General features: G+C 70.1%; 17 protein-coding genes and 1 pseudogene. 7 read left to right on the top strand and 11 right to left on the bottom strand.

Going from position 1 to position 21523, the window contains the following annotated elements:
* Window positions 1-94 precede the first annotated feature (94 nt).
* Window positions 95-643, top strand: a pseudogene (locus ACZ4RZ_RS33415) (dioxygenase family protein); the annotation flags it as partial.
* 171 nt (window positions 644-814) lie between these two features.
* On the opposite strand, the gene ACZ4RZ_RS33410 reads toward ACZ4RZ_RS33415, so the two are convergent.
* The 4 genes from ACZ4RZ_RS33410 to ACZ4RZ_RS33395 all read right to left on the bottom strand — a co-directional run bounded on the left by ACZ4RZ_RS33410 (window position 815) and on the right by ACZ4RZ_RS33395 (window position 4261).
* Window positions 815-2212 (bottom strand): VCBS repeat-containing protein, encoded by a 1398-nt coding sequence (locus ACZ4RZ_RS33410; RefSeq protein WP_467750340.1) that lies wholly within the window; start codon window positions 2210-2212, stop codon window positions 815-817.
* 195 nt (window positions 2213-2407) lie between these two features.
* The gene (locus ACZ4RZ_RS33405; RefSeq protein ID WP_467750338.1) at window positions 2408-2851 is read right to left on the bottom strand and encodes a hypothetical protein; all 444 of its coding nucleotides are present in this window, start codon (window positions 2849-2851) and stop codon (window positions 2408-2410) included.
* Complete coding sequence (locus ACZ4RZ_RS33400) at window positions 2848-3750, bottom strand: hypothetical protein (RefSeq protein ID WP_467750336.1); 903 nt, start codon at window positions 3748-3750, stop codon at window positions 2848-2850. The genes ACZ4RZ_RS33405 and ACZ4RZ_RS33400 overlap by 4 nt, the downstream gene beginning before the upstream one ends.
* A gap of 79 nt (window positions 3751-3829) precedes the next feature.
* Complete coding sequence (locus ACZ4RZ_RS33395) at window positions 3830-4261, bottom strand: ATP-binding protein (protein ID WP_467750335.1); 432 nt, start codon at window positions 4259-4261, stop codon at window positions 3830-3832.
* 218 nt (window positions 4262-4479) lie between these two features.
* Here ACZ4RZ_RS33395 and ACZ4RZ_RS33390 point away from each other — a divergent pair, with 218 nt between their 5' ends.
* The 4 genes from ACZ4RZ_RS33390 (at window position 4480) to ACZ4RZ_RS33375 (ending at window position 6691) form a co-directional block, all read left to right on the top strand.
* Complete coding sequence (locus ACZ4RZ_RS33390; protein ID WP_467750333.1) at window positions 4480-5328, top strand: helix-turn-helix domain-containing protein; 849 nt, start codon at window positions 4480-4482, stop codon at window positions 5326-5328.
* A gap of 3 nt (window positions 5329-5331) precedes the next feature.
* Window positions 5332-5511 carry a DUF397 domain-containing protein gene (locus tag ACZ4RZ_RS33385; protein ID WP_467750331.1) on the top strand — a complete coding sequence of 60 codons (180 nt, stop codon included), beginning with the start codon at window positions 5332-5334 and terminating at the stop codon, window positions 5509-5511.
* On the top strand, window positions 5508-5909 hold the full coding sequence (locus ACZ4RZ_RS33380; RefSeq protein WP_467750329.1) for a hypothetical protein: 402 nt from the start codon (window positions 5508-5510) through the stop codon (window positions 5907-5909). Before ACZ4RZ_RS33385 ends, ACZ4RZ_RS33380 begins: the two co-directional genes overlap by 4 nt.
* Before the next feature lie 122 nt (window positions 5910-6031).
* Window positions 6032-6691, top strand: coding sequence for a hypothetical protein (locus ACZ4RZ_RS33375; RefSeq protein ID WP_467750327.1), 660 nt, complete (start codon window positions 6032-6034; stop codon window positions 6689-6691).
* 292 nt (window positions 6692-6983) lie between these two features.
* Here ACZ4RZ_RS33375 and ACZ4RZ_RS33370 read toward each other — a convergent pair whose 3' ends face one another.
* From ACZ4RZ_RS33370 to ACZ4RZ_RS33360, 3 genes are all read right to left on the bottom strand, one after another.
* Window positions 6984-7466: a hypothetical protein gene (locus tag ACZ4RZ_RS33370; protein ID WP_467750326.1), complete on the bottom strand. Its 483-nt coding sequence runs from the start codon at window positions 7464-7466 to the stop codon at window positions 6984-6986.
* Window positions 7467-7644: 178 nt separating this feature from the next.
* Window positions 7645-10860 carry an FG-GAP repeat domain-containing protein gene (locus ACZ4RZ_RS33365; protein ID WP_467750324.1) on the bottom strand — a complete coding sequence of 1072 codons (3216 nt, stop codon included), beginning with the start codon at window positions 10858-10860 and terminating at the stop codon, window positions 7645-7647.
* Window positions 10861-10998: 138 nt separating this feature from the next.
* Entirely contained in the window at window positions 10999-11364 is a 366-nt protein-coding gene (locus ACZ4RZ_RS33360; RefSeq protein ID WP_467750323.1) for a PH domain-containing protein, read from the bottom strand.
* A 286-nt stretch (window positions 11365-11650) separates the two neighbouring features.
* Between ACZ4RZ_RS33360 and ACZ4RZ_RS33355 the strand changes: the two genes are divergently transcribed.
* Entirely contained in the window at window positions 11651-12439 is a 789-nt protein-coding gene (locus ACZ4RZ_RS33355) for a DUF5707 domain-containing protein (protein ID WP_467750321.1), read from the top strand.
* Between the two features lie 86 nt (window positions 12440-12525).
* On the opposite strand, the gene metG is transcribed toward ACZ4RZ_RS33355, so the two are convergent.
* Both metG and ACZ4RZ_RS33345 read right to left on the bottom strand, forming a co-directional pair.
* Entirely contained in the window at window positions 12526-14241 is a 1716-nt protein-coding gene (gene metG / locus ACZ4RZ_RS33350) for a methionine--tRNA ligase (RefSeq protein WP_467750319.1), read from the bottom strand.
* A gap of 163 nt (window positions 14242-14404) precedes the next feature.
* Entirely contained in the window at window positions 14405-16045 is a 1641-nt protein-coding gene (locus tag ACZ4RZ_RS33345; RefSeq protein ID WP_467750317.1) for a VWA domain-containing protein, read from the bottom strand.
* Between the two features lie 232 nt (window positions 16046-16277).
* On the opposite strand from ACZ4RZ_RS33345, the gene ACZ4RZ_RS33340 reads away from it, so the two are divergent.
* On the top strand, window positions 16278-18347 hold the full coding sequence (locus tag ACZ4RZ_RS33340) for a PhoX family protein (RefSeq protein WP_467750316.1): 2070 nt from the start codon (window positions 16278-16280) through the stop codon (window positions 18345-18347).
* Between the two features lie 151 nt (window positions 18348-18498).
* Here the strand turns inward: ACZ4RZ_RS33340 and ACZ4RZ_RS33335 are convergent, their stop codons facing one another.
* Window positions 18499-20433 (bottom strand): FUSC family protein, encoded by a 1935-nt coding sequence (locus ACZ4RZ_RS33335; protein ID WP_467750314.1) that lies wholly within the window; start codon window positions 20431-20433, stop codon window positions 18499-18501.
* Between the two features lie 40 nt (window positions 20434-20473).
* A complete protein-coding gene (locus ACZ4RZ_RS33330) occupies window positions 20474-21481 on the bottom strand; it encodes an endonuclease/exonuclease/phosphatase family protein (RefSeq protein ID WP_467750312.1) in 1008 nt (335 codons plus the stop codon).
* Between the last annotated feature and the right edge of the window lie 42 nt (window positions 21482-21523).

Genomic DNA, 21523 nt, shown 5'->3' with positions numbered 1-21523 from the left:
AACCGACACCGGTTCCGAGCCACTTTTGCGTGAGCACGCGAAACCACAGTCCTTACCCACGTCATTGACAGGTTCCGTCCCTAGCGTCCGGCGCATGACTGAGACCCAAGGACCGGCGCACAAACGGAACATGACGCGACGCAAGGTCGTCGTCGCAGGTGGAGCGGCCGTCGCGGCCGTGGGCGTGGGCGGCGGCATCGCCGTGAACGCGTTCGCGGGCGAGACGAGCGGCGACGCCTCGTCATCGTCGTCGAGCGCCGAGACGTGTTACAAGCTCACCACGGAGACCACCGAGGGCCCGTACTACATCGACGCGGACAAGATCCGCCAGGACATCACCGAGGACCAGGAGGGCATCCCCATGACCCTCCAGCTCAAGGTGATCGACGCGGAGACCTGCAAGCCCGTCAAGAACGCAGCCGTCGACATCTGGCACTGCACGGCGATGGGTGTGTACTCCGGCTACGAGGCGATGAGCAACGGCGGTGGCGGTGGCGGCGGTGCCCCGTCGGGCGCCCCCACGGACGCACCCTCCGGAACCCCGACCGGCACGCCCACGGGCGAGCCCCCGTCCGGCGCGCCCTCGGGCGGCACCGGCGGCGGCCACTCCGAGCCCACCGACGACGAGCGGTACCTGCGCGGCAGGCGTCCACGCCCACCTGACGATGGGCGTCGCCCCGGACGAGACCCACGACAGCACGGACACGCAGCCGAGCGCGTCGGCGTCGGTCGGCTGATCTTCGTCCATCCAGGTAGGGCCCGGAACCAGCACGGTTCCGGGCCCTACCCCATGCCCTCTTGGTTGTCCTGCTGCTCAGATCACATTGAGCAGGCCGTTGCCGCCCAGCAGGACCGTGGTGCTCTGGGTGAGGCCGACCGAGGAGGGCAGGATCATCCGGCTGCCCGTGGTCGTGGGGCGTGTGGAGGCGCCGGGCAGGACCCAGACCGCGCCGAGCGAGAGGTTCTCCCCGGATGCGCTGATGAAGAGCTCCGGCTTGCCGTCCCGGTTGATGTCGGCGGCCGAAACCGTGGTCCCGAAGAAGTCGTCGGTCTCCGAGCTGCCCGGCATGCCGGAGGTGTCCTGCGTGTAGGAGTACGACCCGGTGCCGAGCGCGCCCGACGCCCGGCCGGGGATCACGGTCACCATTCCGGCACGCTTCGCGCCGCCGAGGCTTTCGTACGGGGCCCCGACTACGATGTCGGCAAGATCGTCGTGGTTGAGGTCGACCACCGCCATGGACCCGCCGAAGGCGTCGTACTTCTCGCTCGTGCCGGGTACGCCTGCGGTGTCCTGCGAGATGCGCACGGGCTGCGCGTCGGTCGCGATGCCATCCGCCGACCCGTACCAGACGGAGACACTCCCGCCCAACACGCCGTCCGCGCCCGCGACTTCGGGCTCATCCGGGTCGCCGACCACCAGGTCGTCGTACCCGTCGCCGTTGAGGTCGCCGTAGGCCGCGACCAGACCGTTGCCCTTCTTCAGGGAGGTCGGCCGGTCGGCCCCGGACTCGGGGTTCAGATAGATCTCGCCGCCGGTCAGCCCGCTCATGCGTGAGGTGATCACTGCCTCGTCCGGCGACAGGTCCTCGTTGACGTCGCCGAGCGCGACGGTTTCGACGGATGCGGTGTTCTGGTTCAGGGAGGCGGATCCGAAGGTGCCGGTACGGCTGAACGGTCCCCGGAAGCGGACGGATCCGTCGTACCCGCTGACCAGGACCTCGGTGTCCGAGCCCGGCCCGCTGCTGAGTGCGGCGACGTCGAGACCGAAGTACCGGGGGGCGTTGGAGGGGGTTGGCAGGTTCGTCCCACTGGTCAGCCCGCCGTTGCCGCCCCACAGGACCGTGACCAGGCCGGAGTCGGCGCCTTCGGAGGTGTCCTCGTAGGGCGTCGAGACCACAAGGTCGGCGTAGCCGTCGCGGTTCAGGTCGGCCGTGGCGGTGGCGGTTCCGAAGCCGTCGTACGCCTCGCTGGTGCCCGGCACTCCGGAGGTGTTCTGCGTGATGGTCTTCCGCCGGGTCGTCGAGAGCCCGGACGCGGATCCGTACAGCACGACGACCGCGCCGGCGCTTTCCTTGCCGGACACGTTCGCGCCAGGAGCGGGCAGGACGGCGTCGCGATACCCGTCACCGTTGAAGTCGCGGGGCACAGGCCCGTGCACGGCGGCGGCGGGAGCGGCGGGCAGCAGCGCGCCCCCGACCACCCCGGCCAGCACGATCGCCGCGGCTCTCCACCGGCCTCTGGTTCATGCGAGCATTTGTCATGTGAGCCCCTCCGCCCCCAGGCGCATCATCCGTGCGCCGACATCCCGCGGGGATTGTAAAGCGCCCAGGGCCGTGTGCTCCGGGTGCTCCACTCATTGCTCCGCCTGACGGTCAGAACAGGGAACTTGTAGCCGTAGCACTGACAGTCAACGCGAGGGTTCCTGTACGTGTCCGGGCTCCGCCGCGAAGAGGTCCTCGGCACGGGTGACAGTGAAGGCCAAGTTCAGCCACCGGGTGAGCGTGGCCAAGTCTGAGCAGACTGTGACGCGTTCCCAGGTGTTGCCGGTGATGTGGACGTTCCTGGCCTGCAGGACCCTGAGCACCGCCGTGGCACGCCCCTCGGCGAATCCGTCGGCCCATCCCTGTGTGTATTCCTCGGCCCAGCCTCCTGCCTTGGAACGCAGATAACTGACCTCGTGCAGCGCGAGGGACTCACGTCGGCTGATTTCGTTCAGGTGTGCGTTGTGGTCGGCGATCGCCTGGTCTGTGGGCAGGCCGATGGCCATGCAGAACGTCGTGACCATCATGCGACCCGTCAACTTCTCCTGAAGTTCCGGGCTCAGCCGGTCGAACCGGAGGTCTGGCTTCATGGGGTGGCGTCCTCCGAGGCGTCGCCGTCCCCGGTGAACAGGTCCTCCGCGTGAGCGACTGTTCCGGCCCGGTCGAGCCAGTCGTTCAGACGGTCGAGGTCGGTGCATGCGGTGATGCGTTCGCGGACGACGTCAGAGACGGGGAGGCCGCGCACCTCCAGGACGCGCAGGATGCCCTTGGCCTCGCCCCTCGCCTCACCTTCGAGGAAGGTCTTCTCAAGCAGTGTGCCCCGGCCGGGGAAGTAGTTGACGAACGTCACGATGTTCCTCCATTTGTCTCCGGCGGGGGATGCCCCCAGGGCACTGTCCAGGAACTGGTAGAAGTAGCTGGCGGCGTCCGGCTCCATGCCCGCAAGGGCACGGCCCAGTGAGTCCAGTATGCCGTCGACCTCGGGGCTGTTGGCGTGTGCCAGGGCGGAGAACGCGGCCATCGCGGGCTTCTCGGCCGCGGTTCTCTCGTCGGCGATCACTGGGAGGTTGTCCGGCCCGACGACCAGCGGGTACGTCCGCTGCGCGGTCCAGCCGCGGGTTCCGCAGTCGAATGGACCGGCTGCCCATTTGGTGGTGGCCCGGTCCCGGCAGACGACGAGAAGCAGTACGGGCAGGCCGTATTTCGCTTGGAGATAGGCGACGTAATAAGGCCAGCTCGACTCCTTCTTGCGGTCTCGTCGTTCCTGCGCCTCGACGGCGAGCAGGAAGTCGTCCCCGTCGGAGGGCCCGACACGCAGCACGGTGTCGATGTGCCGGGCCATGGGTTTGGCCTCCGTGGCGTCGGTGGCTACCGCGTAGACGGCCGCCTTCTCGGGTAACTCGATGCCCAGCACCCCGAATACGGGAGTCAGGATCTCGGGCCGCTCCTGGAAGATGCGGTGCATGCCCTCGTGAGCTGATGTGACCATGTGTGCAACCTAGGTGGATCAAGGGCGGGGGCGTCCGGCCGATTTGGGGCGTTCACTCTTTCGAGGAGGGAAGGAACGTTCACGCCGTCGCGGCCAGTTCGCACCAGATGTACTTGCCCGTGCCGACGATGTTCTTGGTGTCCCGTTGGGGGACCCAGCCCCAGGTGTCGGCACAGGTGCGGACCAGGGTCAGGCCGCGGCCTGTTTCGGCGTCCGGGGCGGTGTGTCGGGGCGGGTGAGGTGGTGTGGGGTCCGCGTCCCAGACGCCGATGCGGAGGGCGCCGTTTTCCGCGCGGAGTTTTATGGCGGCGGGGCCCTTCGTGTGTTGTACGGCGTTGGTGACCAGCTCGGTCGCCAGCAGTTCGGCGGCTTCCGTGAAGTGGGGCAGGCCGTGGGCGGCGAGGATCAGGCGGAGGGCGCGGCGGCAGATCGTGACGGCGCGCGGGTCGTTGGGGACGTAGAGGATGTACTCCCAGGGCTGGTCGTCGGTGGTTTCTCCGGTTTCGGGCATGCGGGACTCCTGGTCAGGGAGGGGAAGTTGGGGGGGAGCTGTGGTTTTCGGGCGGTGGCATGCCGCCCCCGTCATGGCATGGCGGGGCGGTGCGCTTCCGGTGACCCCGGGTTCCGCAGCGTGTGCGTCGCGTCACTGAAGGTAGAGACTAAAGTTAGTCCGGCGCAACCTGTTGTCGTAATCTGGTCACTCACAGTGGTGAAGGTGGGGAGGTCTGGGTGCCGAGGAAACAGCCGACAGCCCGACAGGAGCGGCTGGGGCGCGAGTTGCGCAAGTTGCGTGAGGCGGCCGGGCTGACGGCGCGTGAGGCGGCCGGGCTGTTGGGGACGGTTTCGGTAACGATGAGCCAGATCGAGTCGGGGGTCACCGGAGTCAGCGAGGCCCGGGTACGGCGGCTCGCCGCGCATTACGCCTGCGCGGACGGCAAGTTGATCGACGCCCTCGTGGAGATGGCGACGGACCGTACGCGTGGCTGGTGGGAGGACTACCGGGGCGTACTGCCGCCCGCGTTCCTGGACCTGGCGGAGTTGGAGCATCACGCGACCTTCGTGCATGAGATCGGTACCGCCCATGTCGCCGGGCCACTCCAGACGGAGGACTACGCGCGCGCGGTCTTCGCATACTGGCGTCCGGAGCTCCCGGAGAGTGAGCTGGAGCCGAGAGTGGAGCACCGCCTCCGCCGCAAGGAGGTCCTCGCCAGAGGTGGGGAGGTTCCGTACACGGCGGTGCTGCACGAGTCCGTGCTGCGCACGCGCGTGGCGGACCGGCGAGTGGCCCGGGCTCAACTCGACGAAGTGCTGAGGCAGTCGGAGCGCCCGGGCGTCACGGTGAGGGTGATTCCGTTCGACGTGGACGGCTTCGCCGGGGCGAGCGCGGCGCTGCTCTACGCGGGCGGGCGCGTACCCGCGCTGGACACTGTTCAGAAGGACGTGCCCTCTGGCTCGGCCTTCGTGGACGCCGCCGCGCAACTCCAGTCCGTACGAACACTCTTCCGTAAGGTGGAGTCGGCATCCCTTGAGCCCGCCCTGTCGCGGGACTACATCCACCGCCTCGCGAAGGAGCTGTAAGACGTGACTCAGTGGCAGAAGTCCAGCTTCTCCAGTGGTTCGGACGGGGCGTCCTGCGTGGAACTCGCCCACCGCGACGGCCTGCTGCTCATGCGCGAAAGCGACGAGCCCGCCCGAATACTCCCCGTCTCCCGAGACGGCCTCGCCGCCCTGCTCGAGCAGATCCACGGGGACCGTACGTGAGCGACGACGAGTTCGCCCGCGTTCTCGACACCGTCCTTCGGGACCTCCGCGCCCAGTGCTCCGTACAGCCCGACGTACGCGAGCCCGAAGACGACTACCCCGGCCTCATGCTCTACGCCCCTGACGGCTCCGGCCAGGGCGTCTACTGGGGGCCGGACGACCGGCCCGGTGTGCGGCTCGCCGAGATTGCGGATCAGGTGCAGGGCTGGGCCGTGGAGGCCCTGTGGGGCGAGGGCGAGCCGGCGGTGTGGCCGCGCTGCTCGACCCACCCGGACTCGCATCCGCCGGCCGCGACCGTCGTCGAGGGCGTGGCGGTGTGGGTCTGCCCGAAGACCGGGGTGAGCGTGAGCCGTATCGGTGAACTTCCCCCACTGGGGGACACCGTCCGCGCTCCGTGACGGCCTTGTCCCGGCTCTGTGACACCAGGAGTTCCAGTGCTGCGGTGGGACGACGCCGTTGCTACGGTCCCGCTCCGGGGGGCGGCCGATTGGGCCGCCTGTGACCAGGGGGGACGTCCCGGATGAATGCCAACCGCCTCAGACCCGCCGTGCTCGCGCTCGCGGCCGTCGCGCTGACCGCTGTGCTCACCGGATGCCAGGACGGCAGCTCTGCCACCGGGGCCGACGGGGCGCCGAGCGCGGGTGCCACGGCCACCCCATCGCCGGGCACGACTGCCGGGAAGCCCGACGCGACGCCGGGAGTGGGCGCCACGGACACCTCGTCGCCCGGTGCGGCCGGCAGCGGTACGCCCGCCGCGAAGCCCGCCGCCAAGACCACCGGATCACCCGCGACCGGCGCGCCCACCGCCGACTGCACCGACGAGCCGCCGAGCCCGGACCACGTCGACCCCGACGAGATCGCCGTCTACCGCGTCGAGGAACTCGACGGCAGCACCGGGAAGGTGAACCTCGTCATCGAGCACGGGGCCTGGGGATGCCCGGGGAAGGACACTGACGGCGCGCCCTTCGTCGTCACGGGCGAGGACAGCCGCTGGGCCCTCGACCAGGCCGCGTATGTCACCGCCACCAACCCCATCACCGACAGCAGTGAGAGCCGGCGGATCGGCGTGCAGGAGCTGATCGACTGGATCGACGCGCACCCCGACTCCGGCCTGGTGTTCAGGTATGAGACCGGCGACGACGGTGCCATCCACCGCCTGGAACAGGTCTTCACGCCGTAGCCGGTAGGCGGTCGGCTGATCTCCGCCCCGGCTGAAAATCCCGGCAACGTTTCTGCTCCCCGCGACCACAGATGAGTCGGAACCCCCGTTCACGGGAGCTCCACGCACGGCGCGTGCTCCGCAGACACGTAAGGACTCATCCGTGGCATCCCCCTCCCACCGCCGGTCCCACCTTGTGACCTCGTACGAAACCGTGTGGGCCCGGGGCGGTTCGTCCGTCCCGGGCCCTTTTGGATCAGCCCTGGCGAGACAGTCGGGGCGAGGTCCGTGCCGCGCGGCGGCGGGGCCTCGCTCAGGTGTCGTACGTGCCGTCCCACGGCTCGCCGAAGCCGAGGCGGTCCGGGTAGAGCTCGGCCCAGGCCTCGCCCTCGTCCTCTCCCGCCACCAGGCCGAACAACACGCCGTCGACGGTGAGATGGAAGGGGCGGATCGCGATGTCCGTGTAGGAGCGGCGCGGGAGGCTGCGCAGGAGCTTCGCCAGGTGGACCCGGGCGCGGGAGAGCACCGAGTCGTCACCGTGCGGGTTGCGCTGCTGTTCGGCCCAGGTGCCGGCGCACCAGATCTCCGAGTCGCGGTAGCGGCCCGCGGAGTCGAAGGTGTGGAGCACCACGTAGAGGCGCTTGTGCTCTTCCCAGCCGTCGTCGGGACGGAACCCTTCGGGGAAGGCATACGTGATCGACGCCAGGAACTGACCGTCCGCGTACCGTCCGATGGTCTCGGTTCGGTGCTTCGGCTCGTAGGCGATCGGAATGAGCTCGGGGACTGGGACTGCCATGGCGGAAACCATACGGGTGGGCGAGGACATGTCAGCGTCGGGGGCCACCCCCGGACCGCTGCCGTGAGGGCCCGGCAACTGCTCGTGCCGGCGTCGGCTTCGGCGTCGTAGTCGCCCGTACGACGACGAGGGCGCCCGGGACGTGAAGTCCCGGGCGCCCTACGGCTTGTGAGGTCCCTCAGGAGAGAGACTTGTATCCGCCCCACCCGGTCGCGATCGTCGTACGCGAACCGAACGATCCCTTGCCGTCCCCGCTGTTGCGGTACAGGTTCCCGCTGGTGTCGCGGGAGACCAGGTCGGCCTTGCCGTCGTCGGTGATGTCGCCGACGCCGACGACGACGTTGTAGGAGCCACCCCAGTTGGTGAACAGCTTCACGCGGGCGGCGAAGGTGCCGTCGCCCTTGCCGTCGTAGCGGTAGAGGGTGTTCGCGGTGTCCTGGGCGAGCAGGTCGGCCTTGCCGTCGCCGGTGATGTCGCCGACGCCGACGATCTTCTTGTAGCCCTTCCAGTTGTCGTAGAGCTTCACGCGAGAGGCGAGCTTGCCGTCGCTCGTGCCCTTGTAGAGGTAGACGGTCCCGGTCGACGCGTTGCGCGCGATGAGGTCCGGGCGGCCGTCGCCGCTCACATCACCGGGCGAGGTGAGCGCGTTGTACTGGGTCCAGCCGCTGGTGGCGAGGGTCGTGTACGACGTCGACGGCGTGACCGCCTTGCCGCAGCCCGGCTTGTACAGGCGGAGCGCCCCGCTGCTGTAGCGCACCAGGACGTCGTTGCAGCGGTCGCCGTTCAGGTCGCCGAAGGGGATCGCCGTGATGGTGGTGGGCCAGCCGGTGCCGGTGTACTTCGAGTTGAACTTGCCCGTGCCGGTGCCGCTCTGGAAGGTGAGGCCGCCGGAGGAGTTCAGGGTCAGCAGGTCGCCGCGGCCGTCCGGGCCGTCGGGGCTGGTGAAGTCGTGGCGTACGGCGGCGCCCCGGGTGAGGAAGCCGTCGCCGGTGACCACCGTGGCCGCGGTGGAGGTGCCGAGGCCCGTCGCCCTGAGGGTCCAGGTGAAGTGGCCGTTGGGGAAGTAACTCCCGCTCGCCGTCTTGCCGTTCCAGGTCGCCGACGCCCACGCCGAGGAGGCGCCGCCCGTAATGGTGCGGGTGGCCTTGCCGTTCGCGCCGCTCTGGATCGAGGTGAAGGTCAGGGACCAGGAGGTGACTGGGCGGGACAGCAGCCACCGGCCCTCGAAGGGCACGTTCGGGTCCACGTAGCTGCCGGCCGCCGCCTCGAAGGCCGTCACCGCGGACGGGGTGACGCCGGTGGTGGCGACATGCGTCTGCTCGTACGTGTCGAACCACGCGACCAGACCCGTGTACTCGTCGACCGTCCAGCGGTAGCGGCGGTCGACGGCGAGCCCGCTGTCGGGCAGGCCGGAGGCGATCACGCGGGTGGTGCCAGTGGCCGCCTCGGTCAGGACCAGCCGGTCGGCGTCGTGGTCGTGGCGGACGGTGAAGCCGTCGCCGAGGAGAACGTCACCGGGGGTGACGGCCACGGACGTACGCGCCTTGGTGTCGTACACGCCCGCCGAGCTCGTGCCGCACGCCCAGTACACCCAGCGGCCCGCCGCCTGTAGCTCGCTCGGTACGCAGGCGAGGTTCGGGACCGCCACGGTGGCGAGGGTCTTGTCGGTGGTGAGGCTGTACGAGGTGAGCTGGCCGGCGGTGGAGGTGGCGCTCCAGAGGATGTTGCCGTTCAGGGCGGCGGCGCGGATGGAGCGCTTCAGCTTCTGGCCCTGGCCGAACTCGCCGACGTACTGCATGGGGGTCGAGCCACCGGAGTTGTAGACGGCGTAGTCGTCGGAGACGTCGACGATCGCGCCGCCCTCGGTGCCGAACTCCAGGTCGGGCACGCCCGCGCCGTCGCCGATACGGGCCAGCCGGTCCGCGTGGCTCAGCCCGGTGCCGCCCTCGTCGCCGTCGTAGAACGTCTCCAGGTGGACGTCCCGGGGCTTGCCGTCGTAGTTGCCCCACATCGCCGAGCAGTCGGCTCCCGGGTACGGGCACACCGGGCCGATCGAGGATCCGTCCGTGGCGGCGGACGCGGTCAGTTCGGTTCCGCCGTTGGTGGTGAGCGTGCGCAGCGAGGTGGTGTCCAAGGTGCTGCTGGGGTTCTCCTCCGCGATGCGCAGGCTGCCGCGGCTGAGCGCCAGACCGGTCTTGGGGTTTTCGTACGGCGCGACCTTGTACAGCTTCTCCAGCAGCGGGGTGCCGTCCGCGCCGGCGGTGATCCGGTGGATCCACCAGTCGCTCGTGTTCGTGCCGCCCGTGACGAGGGCGCCGCCCTCGGGGGTGGCCAGCGGGGTGCCGAACGAGCGGCTCAGGAGTCTGCGGGTGGAGCCGTCGGTCAGCGAGACGGCGGTGACGGCGCCGGGTGCGGTCAGTACGACCCAGTCGCCGACGAGGACCGGGACAGGGGCGTCGACGGTCGTCACCTCGGGCACGACCACTGTCTCCGCGGCGGTGAAGTCGGTGCGGGGCTTGACGTGCAGACCGGAGCCGACCGTGTACCAGCCGACGCGGTCGTCGGTGAGGACCAGCTCCGGCGCGTCGTCCAGGCCGGTGAAGACCGGGGTGAGCTGACCGGTGGCGAAGTCGAGGTAGCTGACGGTGTACGTGTCGACGTCGCTGTTCGGGTCGTCGACGCCGTACGACAGCAGGAAGCCGTTCTCGTCACCAGTGCGCGGGACGCCCGAGCCCCTGGACCCGCCGGTCGGGTAGCCGCTCACCACGCGGTCGCGCTGCTTGCCGTCGACGAAGTCGACGAGGTGCAGCCAGTAGCCGTCCAGCTGTTGACCGTCGACGACGCCGTTCCACTCGGTCGTGACGAGCGTGTTGCCGTACGTGCCCATGTAGTCGGCCGACTGCCGCAGGTCGACGGTCCTGAGCGCACTGCCGTCCGGGCTCCACAGCGACACCGGGTCGCCGTAGGTACGGTCCGGCAGGGCCACGGTGTCGGCGGACTGCCCGTACATGCCCGAGGCGCAGCGCATCGAGATGTCCCAGCAGGTGGTGGTGGTCGGCTTGTAAACCCCGGACGGGCCCTCGACCGTGACGGTCGTTCCGTCGTCGTAGTCCGTCCAGAGCAGCCCCGCGACACCGCCCTGCCGGTGCAGGAAGCCGGTCTCGCCCGCGGCGAGCAGCCGGTCGCTGCGGATGTTCGCGGTGCGCGGATCGTCCAGGACGATCTCCGTGGTCCCGGCCGGGGAATCGGCCGTGGCTGCCGTGGTGGCGGCCCGCGCGGCGCCGCCGCCGTCCTCCGTACCGGAGAACAAGGTGATGGATCCGGCCGCGACGGCGACCACGAGTGCGGAGACGAGGGCGGTCGGCCCGCCCCGTCTCAGGGCGTGTCTGCCCACGTGAAGTTTCCCTCCCCGCGAGGGTCCCCACCCTCGCACAAGTGTGCGGATGCTAGCAGGGGTTGGCGGGGTCATCGCGGGGAGGGCGCCGCGTCGTCGCAGGTGGAGCCGGAACGCGCCGGGTCGCGGCGCGCGGCGCTACTTCGCCACGAACTGCGTGAGGACCGCCTGGACTTCGTAGATGTCGACGCCCTTGGTGAAGGTCTTCTCGACGGGGGCCGCGGTGCCGGAGATCCAGATCTTGAGCTCGGCGTCGAGGTCGAAGGTGCCGGCGGTCTCCACCGCGAAGTGGGTGATGCTGCGGTACGGGATGGAGTGGTACTCCACCTTCTTGCCCGTGATGCCCTGCTTGTCGACGAGGATGAGGCGGCGGTCGGTGAACAGGATGGAGTCGCGTATCAGCAGGTACGCGGCGTGGACCTGCTCGTTCTGACCCAGCAGGCGCGCGAAGTCCTGCTGTGCCGAGGCCGGGTCGATGGTGCTCGCGTTGCCGAACAGTGCCATGGATGAACCCCCCCACTCAGTGGACTCACATGTCCACTCGTGTCCCAGTAAGCCAATGGCTTCACATGATCTTCGCAATGTATACAGCCTGGGAGGTGGTGTGCACAGAGGAGCAGGTGGTTCCAGATAGTTCCGCTGTTGCCGCCACCGCGCGTGGACCGCGCGTAGGGGGAACCGGCGGTGGGGCTGCCGAATCGGCGGGGGCGCGGCGTGCTTAGAGTGGGGCCTCCTCCGCCCGCCGTGTCCGGTTCCCGGCGGGTGCCTCTTCGCTACATGAGGGAGAAAGATGCGCAGGCGCGCGATCTTCGCCGTGCTCGCCACCGCCACCGCGTTGGGCGGCTTCGCCGCTCCGGCCGCGCTGGCGGACGAGACCGTCGGTGACATCCAGATCAACCAGGTCCTGGTCAACGGCGGCAAGGACATCGTGGTCGGCACGGCCGACAGGACCGTCACGGTTTCCGTGACCGCCACCGACCCGTCGGGCATCTGGGACGCGGACTTCTACCTGTGGCGGGGGCCGGCCGGTGCCGACCCCCACGACAGCGCCACCGCCTACGTGCTGCCGAACGAGGACACCACCCCCGCGGACTGCGTCGCCTCCAGTGCCACCACGTCCACGTGCTCGAAGACCTTTACCTTCGAACCGGACTCGTGGCTCACCAGCGCCGACGCCGGGACCTGGAAGACCGGTGTCCAGGTGTGGGCCAACGACGACAGCCGGGCCGAGCGGTGGGCCGCCGCGACCACCCGCCTCAAGCGCACATCCAAGCTCACCGTCAACGCGAGCCCGGAGCCGGTCGTCAAGGGCAAAACCCTCACCGTCAGCGGCAGTCTCACCCGCGCCGACTGGGACACCCTCGACTACCGGGGCTACGCCAACCAGCCGGTCAAGCTTCAGTTCCGCAAGGCGGGCTCCACCACCTATACGACGGTCAAGACAGTGAACACCTCGAGCACCGGCGTCCTGAGCACCACGGCCACCGCGTCCGAGGACGGCTACTGGCGCTGGTCCTTCGCCGGCACTTCCACCACCCCCGCCGTCAACGCGACCGGCGACTACGTCGACGTGCAGTAGGCCCGTCCGGACAGGGCTGTTCCGAGGTTCTGACGCCGAGGGCCCGGGAACTGTTCGTTCCCGGGCCCTCGGTCGCGTGGCTGGCGCTACTCCGGTGCGCCGCCGAAGCGCTCCTTGTACGCCTCCAGGTCCTCGTCCGTGATCTTGGCGAAGAGGACCGGGGGGACCGTGAAGGAGGTGCCGGCCGGGACCGAGTTCAGGGACCTGGCCTCGTCGGTCGTGACCCAGGTGGCCGTGTCGTCCGTGAGGGCGAAGGCCGAGCGCATCGCGCGGGAGGACGCGGGGATGAAGGGTTCCGAGACCACCGCGTAGAGGTGGATCAGGTTCATCGCCGTGCGCAGGGTCAGGGCCGCGCCCTCGGGGCTGGTCTTGATCTCCAGCCAGGGGGCCTTCTCCTCCAGGTAGGAGTTGCCCGCCGACCACAGGGCGCGCAGGGCTGCCGCCGCCTTGCGGAACTGGAGGGCTTCCATCTGGGTCTCGTACTCGGCCAGGAGGGTCGCGATCTCCTCGCCGAGCTTCGCCTCCGGCTCGCCCGCGTCCGCGCCCGCCGGGACCTCCTCGCCGAAGCGCTTCTTGGAGAAGGACAGGACGCGGTTGACGAAGTTGCCGAGGGTGTCGGCCAGGTCCTTGTTGACCGTGGCCGTGAAGTGCTCCCAGGTGAAGGACGAGTCGTCCGACTCGGGGGCGTTGGCGATCAGGAAGTAGCGCCAGTAGTCGGCGGGGAGGATGTCCAGCGCGTGGTCGGTGAAGACGCCGCGCTTCTGGGACGTGGAGAACTTTCCGCCGTAGTACGTCAGCCAGTTGAAGGCCTTGACGTAGTCGACCTTCTTCCAGGGCTCACGTACGCCGAGTTCCGTGGCCGGGAACATGACGGTGTGGAAGGGCACGTTGTCCTTCGCCATGAACTCCGTGTAGCGGACCGTGTCGTCCGCCTCGTACCACCACGACTTCCAGTCGCGGTTCTCCGGGTCCTGGTCGGCCCACTCCTTCGTCGCGCCGATGTACTCGATCGGGGCATCGAACCAGACGTAGAAGACCTTGCCCTCGGCGGCCAGCTCCGGCCATGTGTCGGCCGGGACCGGGACGCCCCAGTCCAGGTCACGGGTGATCGCACGGTCGTGCAGGCCCTCGGTCAGCCACTTGCGGGCGATGGAGGAGGCGAGCTGCGGCCACTCGTGCTCGTGGCGCGCCACCCACTCCGAGACCTCGCTCTGAAGCTTCGACTGGAGGAGGAAGAGGTGCTTCGTCTCGCGGACCTCCAGGTCCGTCGAGCCGGAGATCGCCGAGCGCGGGTTGATCAGGTCCGTGGGGTCGAGGACTCGGGTGCAGTTCTCGCACTGGTCGCCGCGGGCCTTGTCGTAGCCGCAGTGCGGGCAGGTGCCCTCCACATAGCGGTCCGGGAGGAAGCGGCCGTCCGCGGGCGAGTACACCTGGCGGATCGAGCGCTCCTCGATGAAGCCGTTCTCGTTCAGGCGGCGTGCGAAGTGCTGGGTGATCTCGCGGTTCTCCGGGCTGGAGCTGCGGCCGAAGTAGTCGAAGGCCAGCTCGAAGCCGTCGTACACGGCCTTCTGCGCGTCGTGCGCCTGCGCGCAGAACTCGTCGACCGGCAGGCCCTGCTCCTTGGCCGCCAGCTCGGCCGGGGTGCCGTGCTCGTCCGTCGCGCAGATGTAGAGAACGTCGTGACCGCGCTGGCGGAGGTACCGGGAGTACACGTCCGCCGGGAGCATGGACCCCACCATGTTGCCCAGGTGCTTGATCCCGTTGATGTACGGAAGGGCGCTGGTGATGAGGTGTCGAGCCATCGCGGGCTGCTCCCAAGTCGCTACGTGGGGTGACGATCGTCGGTTCAGGTCGTGTCGTCGGTCGTCTTACGAACCTTGAAATCGTAGCCGACATGGGCGGGCCGCCCGCTTCCCGTTTTAAGAGGTGGGAAGGGGGCGGCCCGGTTCGTCGTGGGCGGGGCGGCTACGGGCGCCAGTTCTCCAGTACGCCGTCGTAGATCTCCGCGTCCGTCAGCTCGCGCGGGGTCGGGCCCGCGTGGAAGAAGGCCGTGTTGTCGGTCTTCAGCTTGCGGAGGTAGTCGAAGGCCTTGTTGTCGTGCTCGCCGAAGGCGATGAAGGAGAAGAAGACGGTGGGGTGGTCCTTCGCCGCGTCCGTGAGGGACTGGGTGGCGGGGGTCTTGGCGTCGGGGGCGCCGTCCGTCTGGAAGATCACGAGGGCCCGCTCCGAGTCCGGGCGGTGCTTCTCGTGGTGGGTGAGCACTTCCTGTACGGCGGCGTGGTAGCTGGTACGGCCCATGCGGCCGAGCCCTGCGTGCAGGTCGTCGATCTTGTTCTCGTACTCGGTGAGGGTGAGCTCGCCGGTGCCGTCCAGCTCCGTGGAGAAGAAGACGACGTGGACGGTGGACTCCGGGTCGAGGTGCGCGGCGAGGGCGAGGGCCTGTTCGCCGAGGGCCTGGGCGGAGCCGTCCTTGTAGTACGGGCGCATGCTCGCGGAGCGGTCGAGGACGAGGTAGAGGTGGGCTCGGGTGCCGGTGAGGTCCCGCTTCTTCAGCGCGGTTCCCGCTTCCCTGTACGCGGTGACCAGGCTCGGGGCGTGGGCCTTGACGTGGGTGAGGGGGGTGGCGGGGCTGCGGGGCGCCTCGGCCTCGCCGTCGGCCGTGGGCCCTTCGGCGGCTACCGGTTCCGGTTCCGGCTCCGTGGTCTCCTCGGCCGTCGGTTCGGGCTCGGCCTCGGCTTCGCCTTCGGCCGTGTCGTTCCCGCCCGCACCACTCGTGCTGCTCTCGTCGTCGGCTGCGGGTGGCCCTTGTGGAGCCTGATCGCCGTCGGCGGCCGCGGGCTCGTCCGCCTGTGCGGCGAGTGGAGCGGGCTCCTCGGCGATGACAGGCTCCGGCTCCGGCTCTGCAGCCTTTACCTCGGCCGCGGGCTCGGCCTCGGCGGCTGGCTCGGCCTCGGCCGCGGGCTCAGCCTCGGGCTCGGCCTCGACCTCGGCCTCGATTTTGGGCTCAGCCTCGGCCACGGCCACGGGCTCAGCCTCGGCCACGGCCACGGGCTCAGCCTCGGCCACGGCCACGGGCTCAGCCTCGGCCACGGCCACGGGCTCGGCCTCGGCCACGGGCTCGGCCTCGACCACGGGCTCGGCCTCGGCCACGGGCTCAGCCTCGGTGGCTGGCTCAGCCTCGACCACGGCCGCGGCCTTGGCCACGGGCTCCGGCTTAGCCTCCGGCTCCACCTCGGCCTCAGCCTCCGGCGTCACCTCCGCCACCGCGGGCTCCGTCGCCTCCGGTGTCTCCTCCAACGTCTCCGCCGGAGGCGCCGGCGTCGGCTTCGGGACCGTTACGTTGTCGAATGCCGCCGACACCAGCTCGTCCACCACGGACGGCTTGGCCTCCGGCGTCGGCTCCGGCTCGGATGAAGGAGACGGAATCTTCGGCTCGGCGGCGGACTCCTGTACGGGAACCCGCTCGGCCTCCTCGGAGGCGGGAACCGGTTCGGCGGCCGGGGCCGGAACCGTCGGAGCCGAAGCCTCTCGCGAGGTCTCCGCGTCGGCGTCACGACCCTTGCGTGAGCGGCCGAACGCGTTCCGCAGGAGAGTGAGAATGCCCATGTGCGCAACCCTTCGCGTGAGTTGATGCCCGTCAATCCCTGGCCAGGACGGACACGTAAGGTTAGCGGCCGCCGCCGGTGATCTTGGGCAGGGGCGGGGGGCCGTGATGCCGCCGTGTCAATACCCCCTCGGCTCCCACAGGTTCACTCTTCGTTCATCGGAGTGCAGCGTTCCTGCATGCGCGCCCCCCTAGCGTCACGCTGACACCAAGGGTTCGTATGGGGAGAGTAAAGTGCGCAAACTGCTGCCGTTGATCGGAACGCCGGGGACATCAGGAACGCATCCCGGCGGGCGCTCCGCCATAACCTGTCGGTTCCGCTGTGGTGACGCCTGCTTCCACGAGGTGCCCAACACCAGCGACAACGCCTACGTCGGTGACGTCATCGCCGGTGCGCTCAGCCGTCGTTCGATGATGCGGGCCGCAGCCGTCGTGACGGTGGCCACGGCGACGGGTGCGGCGGTCGTCGGCACGGGCGCCCCGCAGGCCCGAGCCGCGACCGAGACGGCGTATAAGGGTGAAAAGGGGGCGCGTGGGCTGCGCTTCACGCCCGTCGCTCCCAACACGACCGACGCCGTCGTCATACCCGACGGCTACCGCCAGAACGTCGTCATCCGGTGGGGCGAGCCCATCCTCCGCGGCGCCCCCGACTTCGACCCGGAGAACCAGACCGCCGCGGCCCAGGCGGCCCAGTTCGGTTACAACAACGACTTCCTCGCTCTCCTCCCGCTGCCGGGCGAGCAGGGCCGTCAGGTCCTCGTCGCCAATCACGAGTACACCGACGAGATCCTGATGTTCCGGGGCTACGACGCCGAGAACCCCACCCGCGAGCAGGTCGAGGTCGCCTGGGCCGCGCACGGCCTGTCCGCCGTCGTCGTCCAGAACGACCACGGCACCGGCAAGCTCACCGCCGTCCCCCGCCACCCACTCAACCGCCGCGTCACCGCCACCACCGAGTTCCGGCTCACCGGACCGGCCGCCGGATCGGATCTGCTGAAGACCTCCGCCGACCCGACCGGCCGCAAGGTCCTCGGCACGCTGAACAACTGCTCCGGCGGCACGACCCCCTGGGGGACCACCCTCCACGGTGAGGAGAACTTCAACCAGTACTTCGCCAACAGCAGCCGTGCCACGGACAAGCGGTACGGCATCGGCACGGGTGCCACCGAGCGCAAGTGGGAGCGTTTCGACAAGCGGTTCGACGTCGCCCAGGAGCCGAACGAGGTGCACCGCTTCGGGTACGTCGTCGAGTTCGACCCGTACGACCCGACGTCCACGCCCCGCAAGCACACCGCCCTCGGCCGCTTCAAGCACGAGGCGGCGACGGTGCGTCTGACGGAGGACGGCAGGCCCGTCGTCTACACCGGTGACGACGAGCGCTTCGACTACTTCTACAAGTTCGTCGGCAGCAAGCGGATGAAGAAGGGGGCGGGCAGGGCCGTCCGCGAGCACAACCTCTCCCTGCTCGACGAGGGCACGCTGTACGTCGCCAAGCTCACCGGCGACTCCCCGGCCACCGACATCGACGGCAGCGGGAAGCTGCCGGCCGACGGCGAGTTCGACGGGAGCGGGGAGTGGATCCCGCTGGCCACCGCGACCGCCCACGGCGCCGTCTCGCACGTCGACGGGATGACGGCCGAGGAGGTCTTCGTCTTCACGCGGCTCGCCGGTGACAAGGTCGGCGCGACCAAGATGGACCGGCCCGAGGACATCCAGCCCTCGCCGCACACCGGCAAGGTGTACGTCGTCCTCACCAACAACACCAACCGCGGCAAGACCGGGTTCGCGGCCGCCGACGAGGCCAACCCCCGCAACTCCAACAAGCACGGTCACATCCTGGAGCTCACCGAGCGCCGCAACCGCGCCGAGAGCACCACCTTCGCCTGGTCGCTGTTCCTCGTCGCGGGCGACCCGGCCGACCCGGCCACTTACTTCGCGGGCTTCCCGAAGGACAAGGTCAGCCCGATCTCCTGCCCCGACAACGTCGCCTTCGACTCATACGGCAACCTGTGGATCTCCACCGACGGCAACCAACTCGGCTCGCACGACGGCCTGTTCGGTGTCGCGACCAAGGGTGAGCGGCGCGGTGAGCTGAAGCAGTTCCTGACCGTGCCGACCGGCGCGGAGACCTGCGGCCCGCTCGTCCAGGAGCGGCGCGTGCTCGTCGCCGTGCAGCACCCCGGCGAGATCGACGGCGCGTCCGTCGAGAAGCCGGCGAGCGTCTGGCCCGACGGCCCCGGGAAGATCGTCCGCCCGGCCGTGGTCGCGGTGTGGCGCGCGGACGGCTGCGACGTAGGGGTCTAGCGGTAGCGGTACACGTGCATACGGGGATGGGGGCGCACTTCGACTCGAAGGGCGCCCCCATCCCCGTACCTTCTTCGCTCCCTCGACCCACGGCTTCACCGTGCCGCGGGACCACGACGTGCTCTCGGAGCGGTGTGGGACGAACGTCCCGTCAGTGCGGTGAGGCGATCGCCCGCGCCGCCGCGACCTCCTGGCGGAGCGGTTCGAGGACGGAGCCCGAGGGCCCGGTGAGATCCGTACGGACGGCGACGAGCACGTCGGTCTCGCGCAACCCCTCGGACAACTCCCGCAGCTGGAGGACGACGTGGGCGATCTCGGCAGCGGACGGCTCGGGCGCGCCCTGTTTGACGCGGACCCGGGCCGCGGTCGTGGCGTCCACCATCCGTTCGACGGCGACGACGAGTGGCCACCAGGCGGCGGCGCGGCGCCCGATCGGCGGCGGTTCGGTCAGGGCGCGCTGGAACTCCGTACGGATGGACGAGAGGTCGCGGTAGAGCCGTCGTCGTCTGCGGGCGCGGGCGGCGGGATCGACATCGGCCCCGAACGCCAGCTCCACATAGCCGGCCATGTCCCCGACCGCGTCCGCGAGCTGGTCGCCGACCCGGGTGTGCCAGCTCTCCGGCCACAGCAGGTACCCGACGACGAGCGCGATCGCGCACCCCATCAGGGAGTCGACCAGGCGAGGGACGAGGAGGGCCGTGCCCTGGTGGTTGAGGGCGTCGGAGAGGAGGAGGATCACCGGGGTGATGGCGGCGGTCTGGTAGCCGTAGCCGCGCGGGGTGAACGCCGGGATGAGCGGCCCGAGGACGAGCAGGACGGGCACGTCCCACCAGCCGCGCGGTACGACGGAGAGGACCGCGGCCGCGACGACGAGCCCGGCCACCGTGCCCAGCGCGCGCAGCAGCGCCCGGGAGAAGACCGATCCGAAGTCGGGCTTCATCACGAAGGTGATGGTGAGAGTGACCCAGTACGAGCGCGGTACCGGGATGATCGAGACCAGCACCTGGGCGAGGCCGATGCACAGGGCGAGGCGCAGTCCGTAGCGCCAGGAGGCGCCGGACAGCAGGACATTGCGGGCGGCGCGCGCGGCGCGGATGCGGAGGGCGGCGGGCCGGCCGAGGCGGTCGTCGATGGAGTGCAGGTCCGGCGCCTGGCCGGTCACGACGTCGGCGGCGTAGCGCAGGGCGTGGTCGACGGCGCGCGCGGTCTCGTTGGCCGGTGCGGGCAGTCGGAGCCCTATCGGTCCGGTGTAGCCGGTCTCCACGGCCTCGGCGAGATGGCGTACGGCGGCGGGGATCTCGGCGGGCAGCGGCTTGCCGTGCTGGTGGGCGGCGGGGGCGGCCTCGACGACGGGCGTGACGGCGTTCAACTGCGCCAGTAGCCGGACGAGGTCGGGGCTGCGGCCGTGGTGGAAGGCGCGCCGGGCGAGGACGACGTCGTAGGACTGGTTGAGGGACTGGGTGACGGTGTAGCGGAGGTCGTCGTAGGCGTCGGTCCCGCTCGCGGCGAGCAGGTCCGCGACCGTGCGGTACGTGCTCGCGACGGCGGCCCGCTCCGGCACTCCCGACCGCAACGGCCAGGCGAGCAGCGCCAGGGCGAGGACGAGGAGCCCGCCGCCGGACATCAGCAGCGGTGCCAGCCACCACTGGCCCGGCAGCGGAAGTCCGGCGCCGATCGAGCAGTTCAGGAGCAGCAGCAGTCCGGACACGGACGCCACGGCGCCGATCGTCGAGATCATTCCGGAGACCAGCGCGACCCCGGTGACGGCGGCGACGGCGACCCAGCCGTGCCCGAACACGAGCGAGCCGATCGTGACGCCGATCGCGCCGAAGAGCTGCGGTACGGCGATATGGAGGATCCGCAGGCGGTAGGCGTCCGCGGTGTCGCCGATGACCCCGGACAGGGCGCCCATGGAGGCGAGCGCCCCGTAGCCCGGCTCGCCGGCGGCGAGGCCGATGGCGAACGGGAGGGCCAGGGCGATCGCGGCGCGGACGACGGCGGCCCAATTGACGGACGCCTGCTGCGGTTGGAGGTTCCTGACCAGCCAGTCGGGAGGGGTGAGGCCGATGGGGAACTCTCGGGACATGGACCAAGTATGACGGCCGTGCCGGGCGCCGCCCCCTGGCTCATCGGCGCTGGTGGAGGGTGAGATCGACGACCAGCGCGCGGTGGTCGGTACCGGTGATGCGCGGGAACGTCGCTTCGTTCGCCGAGAAGTCCTCGGAGACCAGGACATGGTCGATCTGCGCGCCGAGCGTCGGGGTGGTCCTCGCGGGCCAGCTCGGGGTGCGGGGGTCTCCGGCGAGACGGGCGCTGTCGCGCAGGCCGGTGTCGAGGATGCTGCGGAACGCGGCGTGATCCTGGGAGGCGTTGAAGTCCCCGGCCATGATGACCGGACCGCTGCCGTGGGCCGCGTAGTCACGCAGCTCGCCGAGTTCGCGCCGCCAGACGCCGAGCTGGCCGGGGAGCGGGGGCATGGGGTGCGCGAGCTGCAGCCGTACGTCGTGCCCGCGCACGTCGGCGACGGCTCCCGGCATGCCCATGGTCCCGCGCACGCCGTCGGCCCCGGTGAGCGGGAACCGGCTCATGATGACGGACCCGTCGGATCCGGTCCCCTCGACCGCCTCCCGGTACGGATACACGCCGCCCCTCCCCCCGAAGGCGTCCCGCAACGCCCGCGAACACCCGTACTCGCACTCCTCCACGAACAGGATGTCGGGCTTCTCCCGCCGCACCACCGGAATCAGCGCGCCGGTCCCCCGCCCGAACTCGACGTTCGAGGTCATCACCCGCAGCTCGGCCAGCGAAGCCCCAGCGGGTTCACTGGTCTTCCCGTACGGCTCGATGAACCACGCGACGACCCCCAGCAACAGCACCGCCCACACCATCCCGAGCCGCCATCGCGCGAGCAGCGCGAGCAGCAGTGCGAGCCCGGTGGGTGCCAGCAGCCAGGGCAGAAACGCCAGCAACTGCGGCACGGGCGTGATCCCGTCGCTGTCGGCCGCCCGGCACCCGACGACCACGCTCACCCCGGCCAGCAGCAACCCCGCCGCCCAGGCGCCGACCACCCGCCCGGCCCGCCGCCCCCCGACCGGTCTCTCCGAGCCCGTCCACTCGGCCGCCGCAGTGTCCAAGTCCCGGCCTTCCGCTCGTCCGTGGGGGTGCCCGAATCCTCC

It is taken from the genome of Streptomyces sp. NPDC027189 (assembly GCF_055566975.1).
Note: the sequence above shows the minus strand (reverse complement) of the source record. Positions and strands in the feature narration are given on the sequence as shown.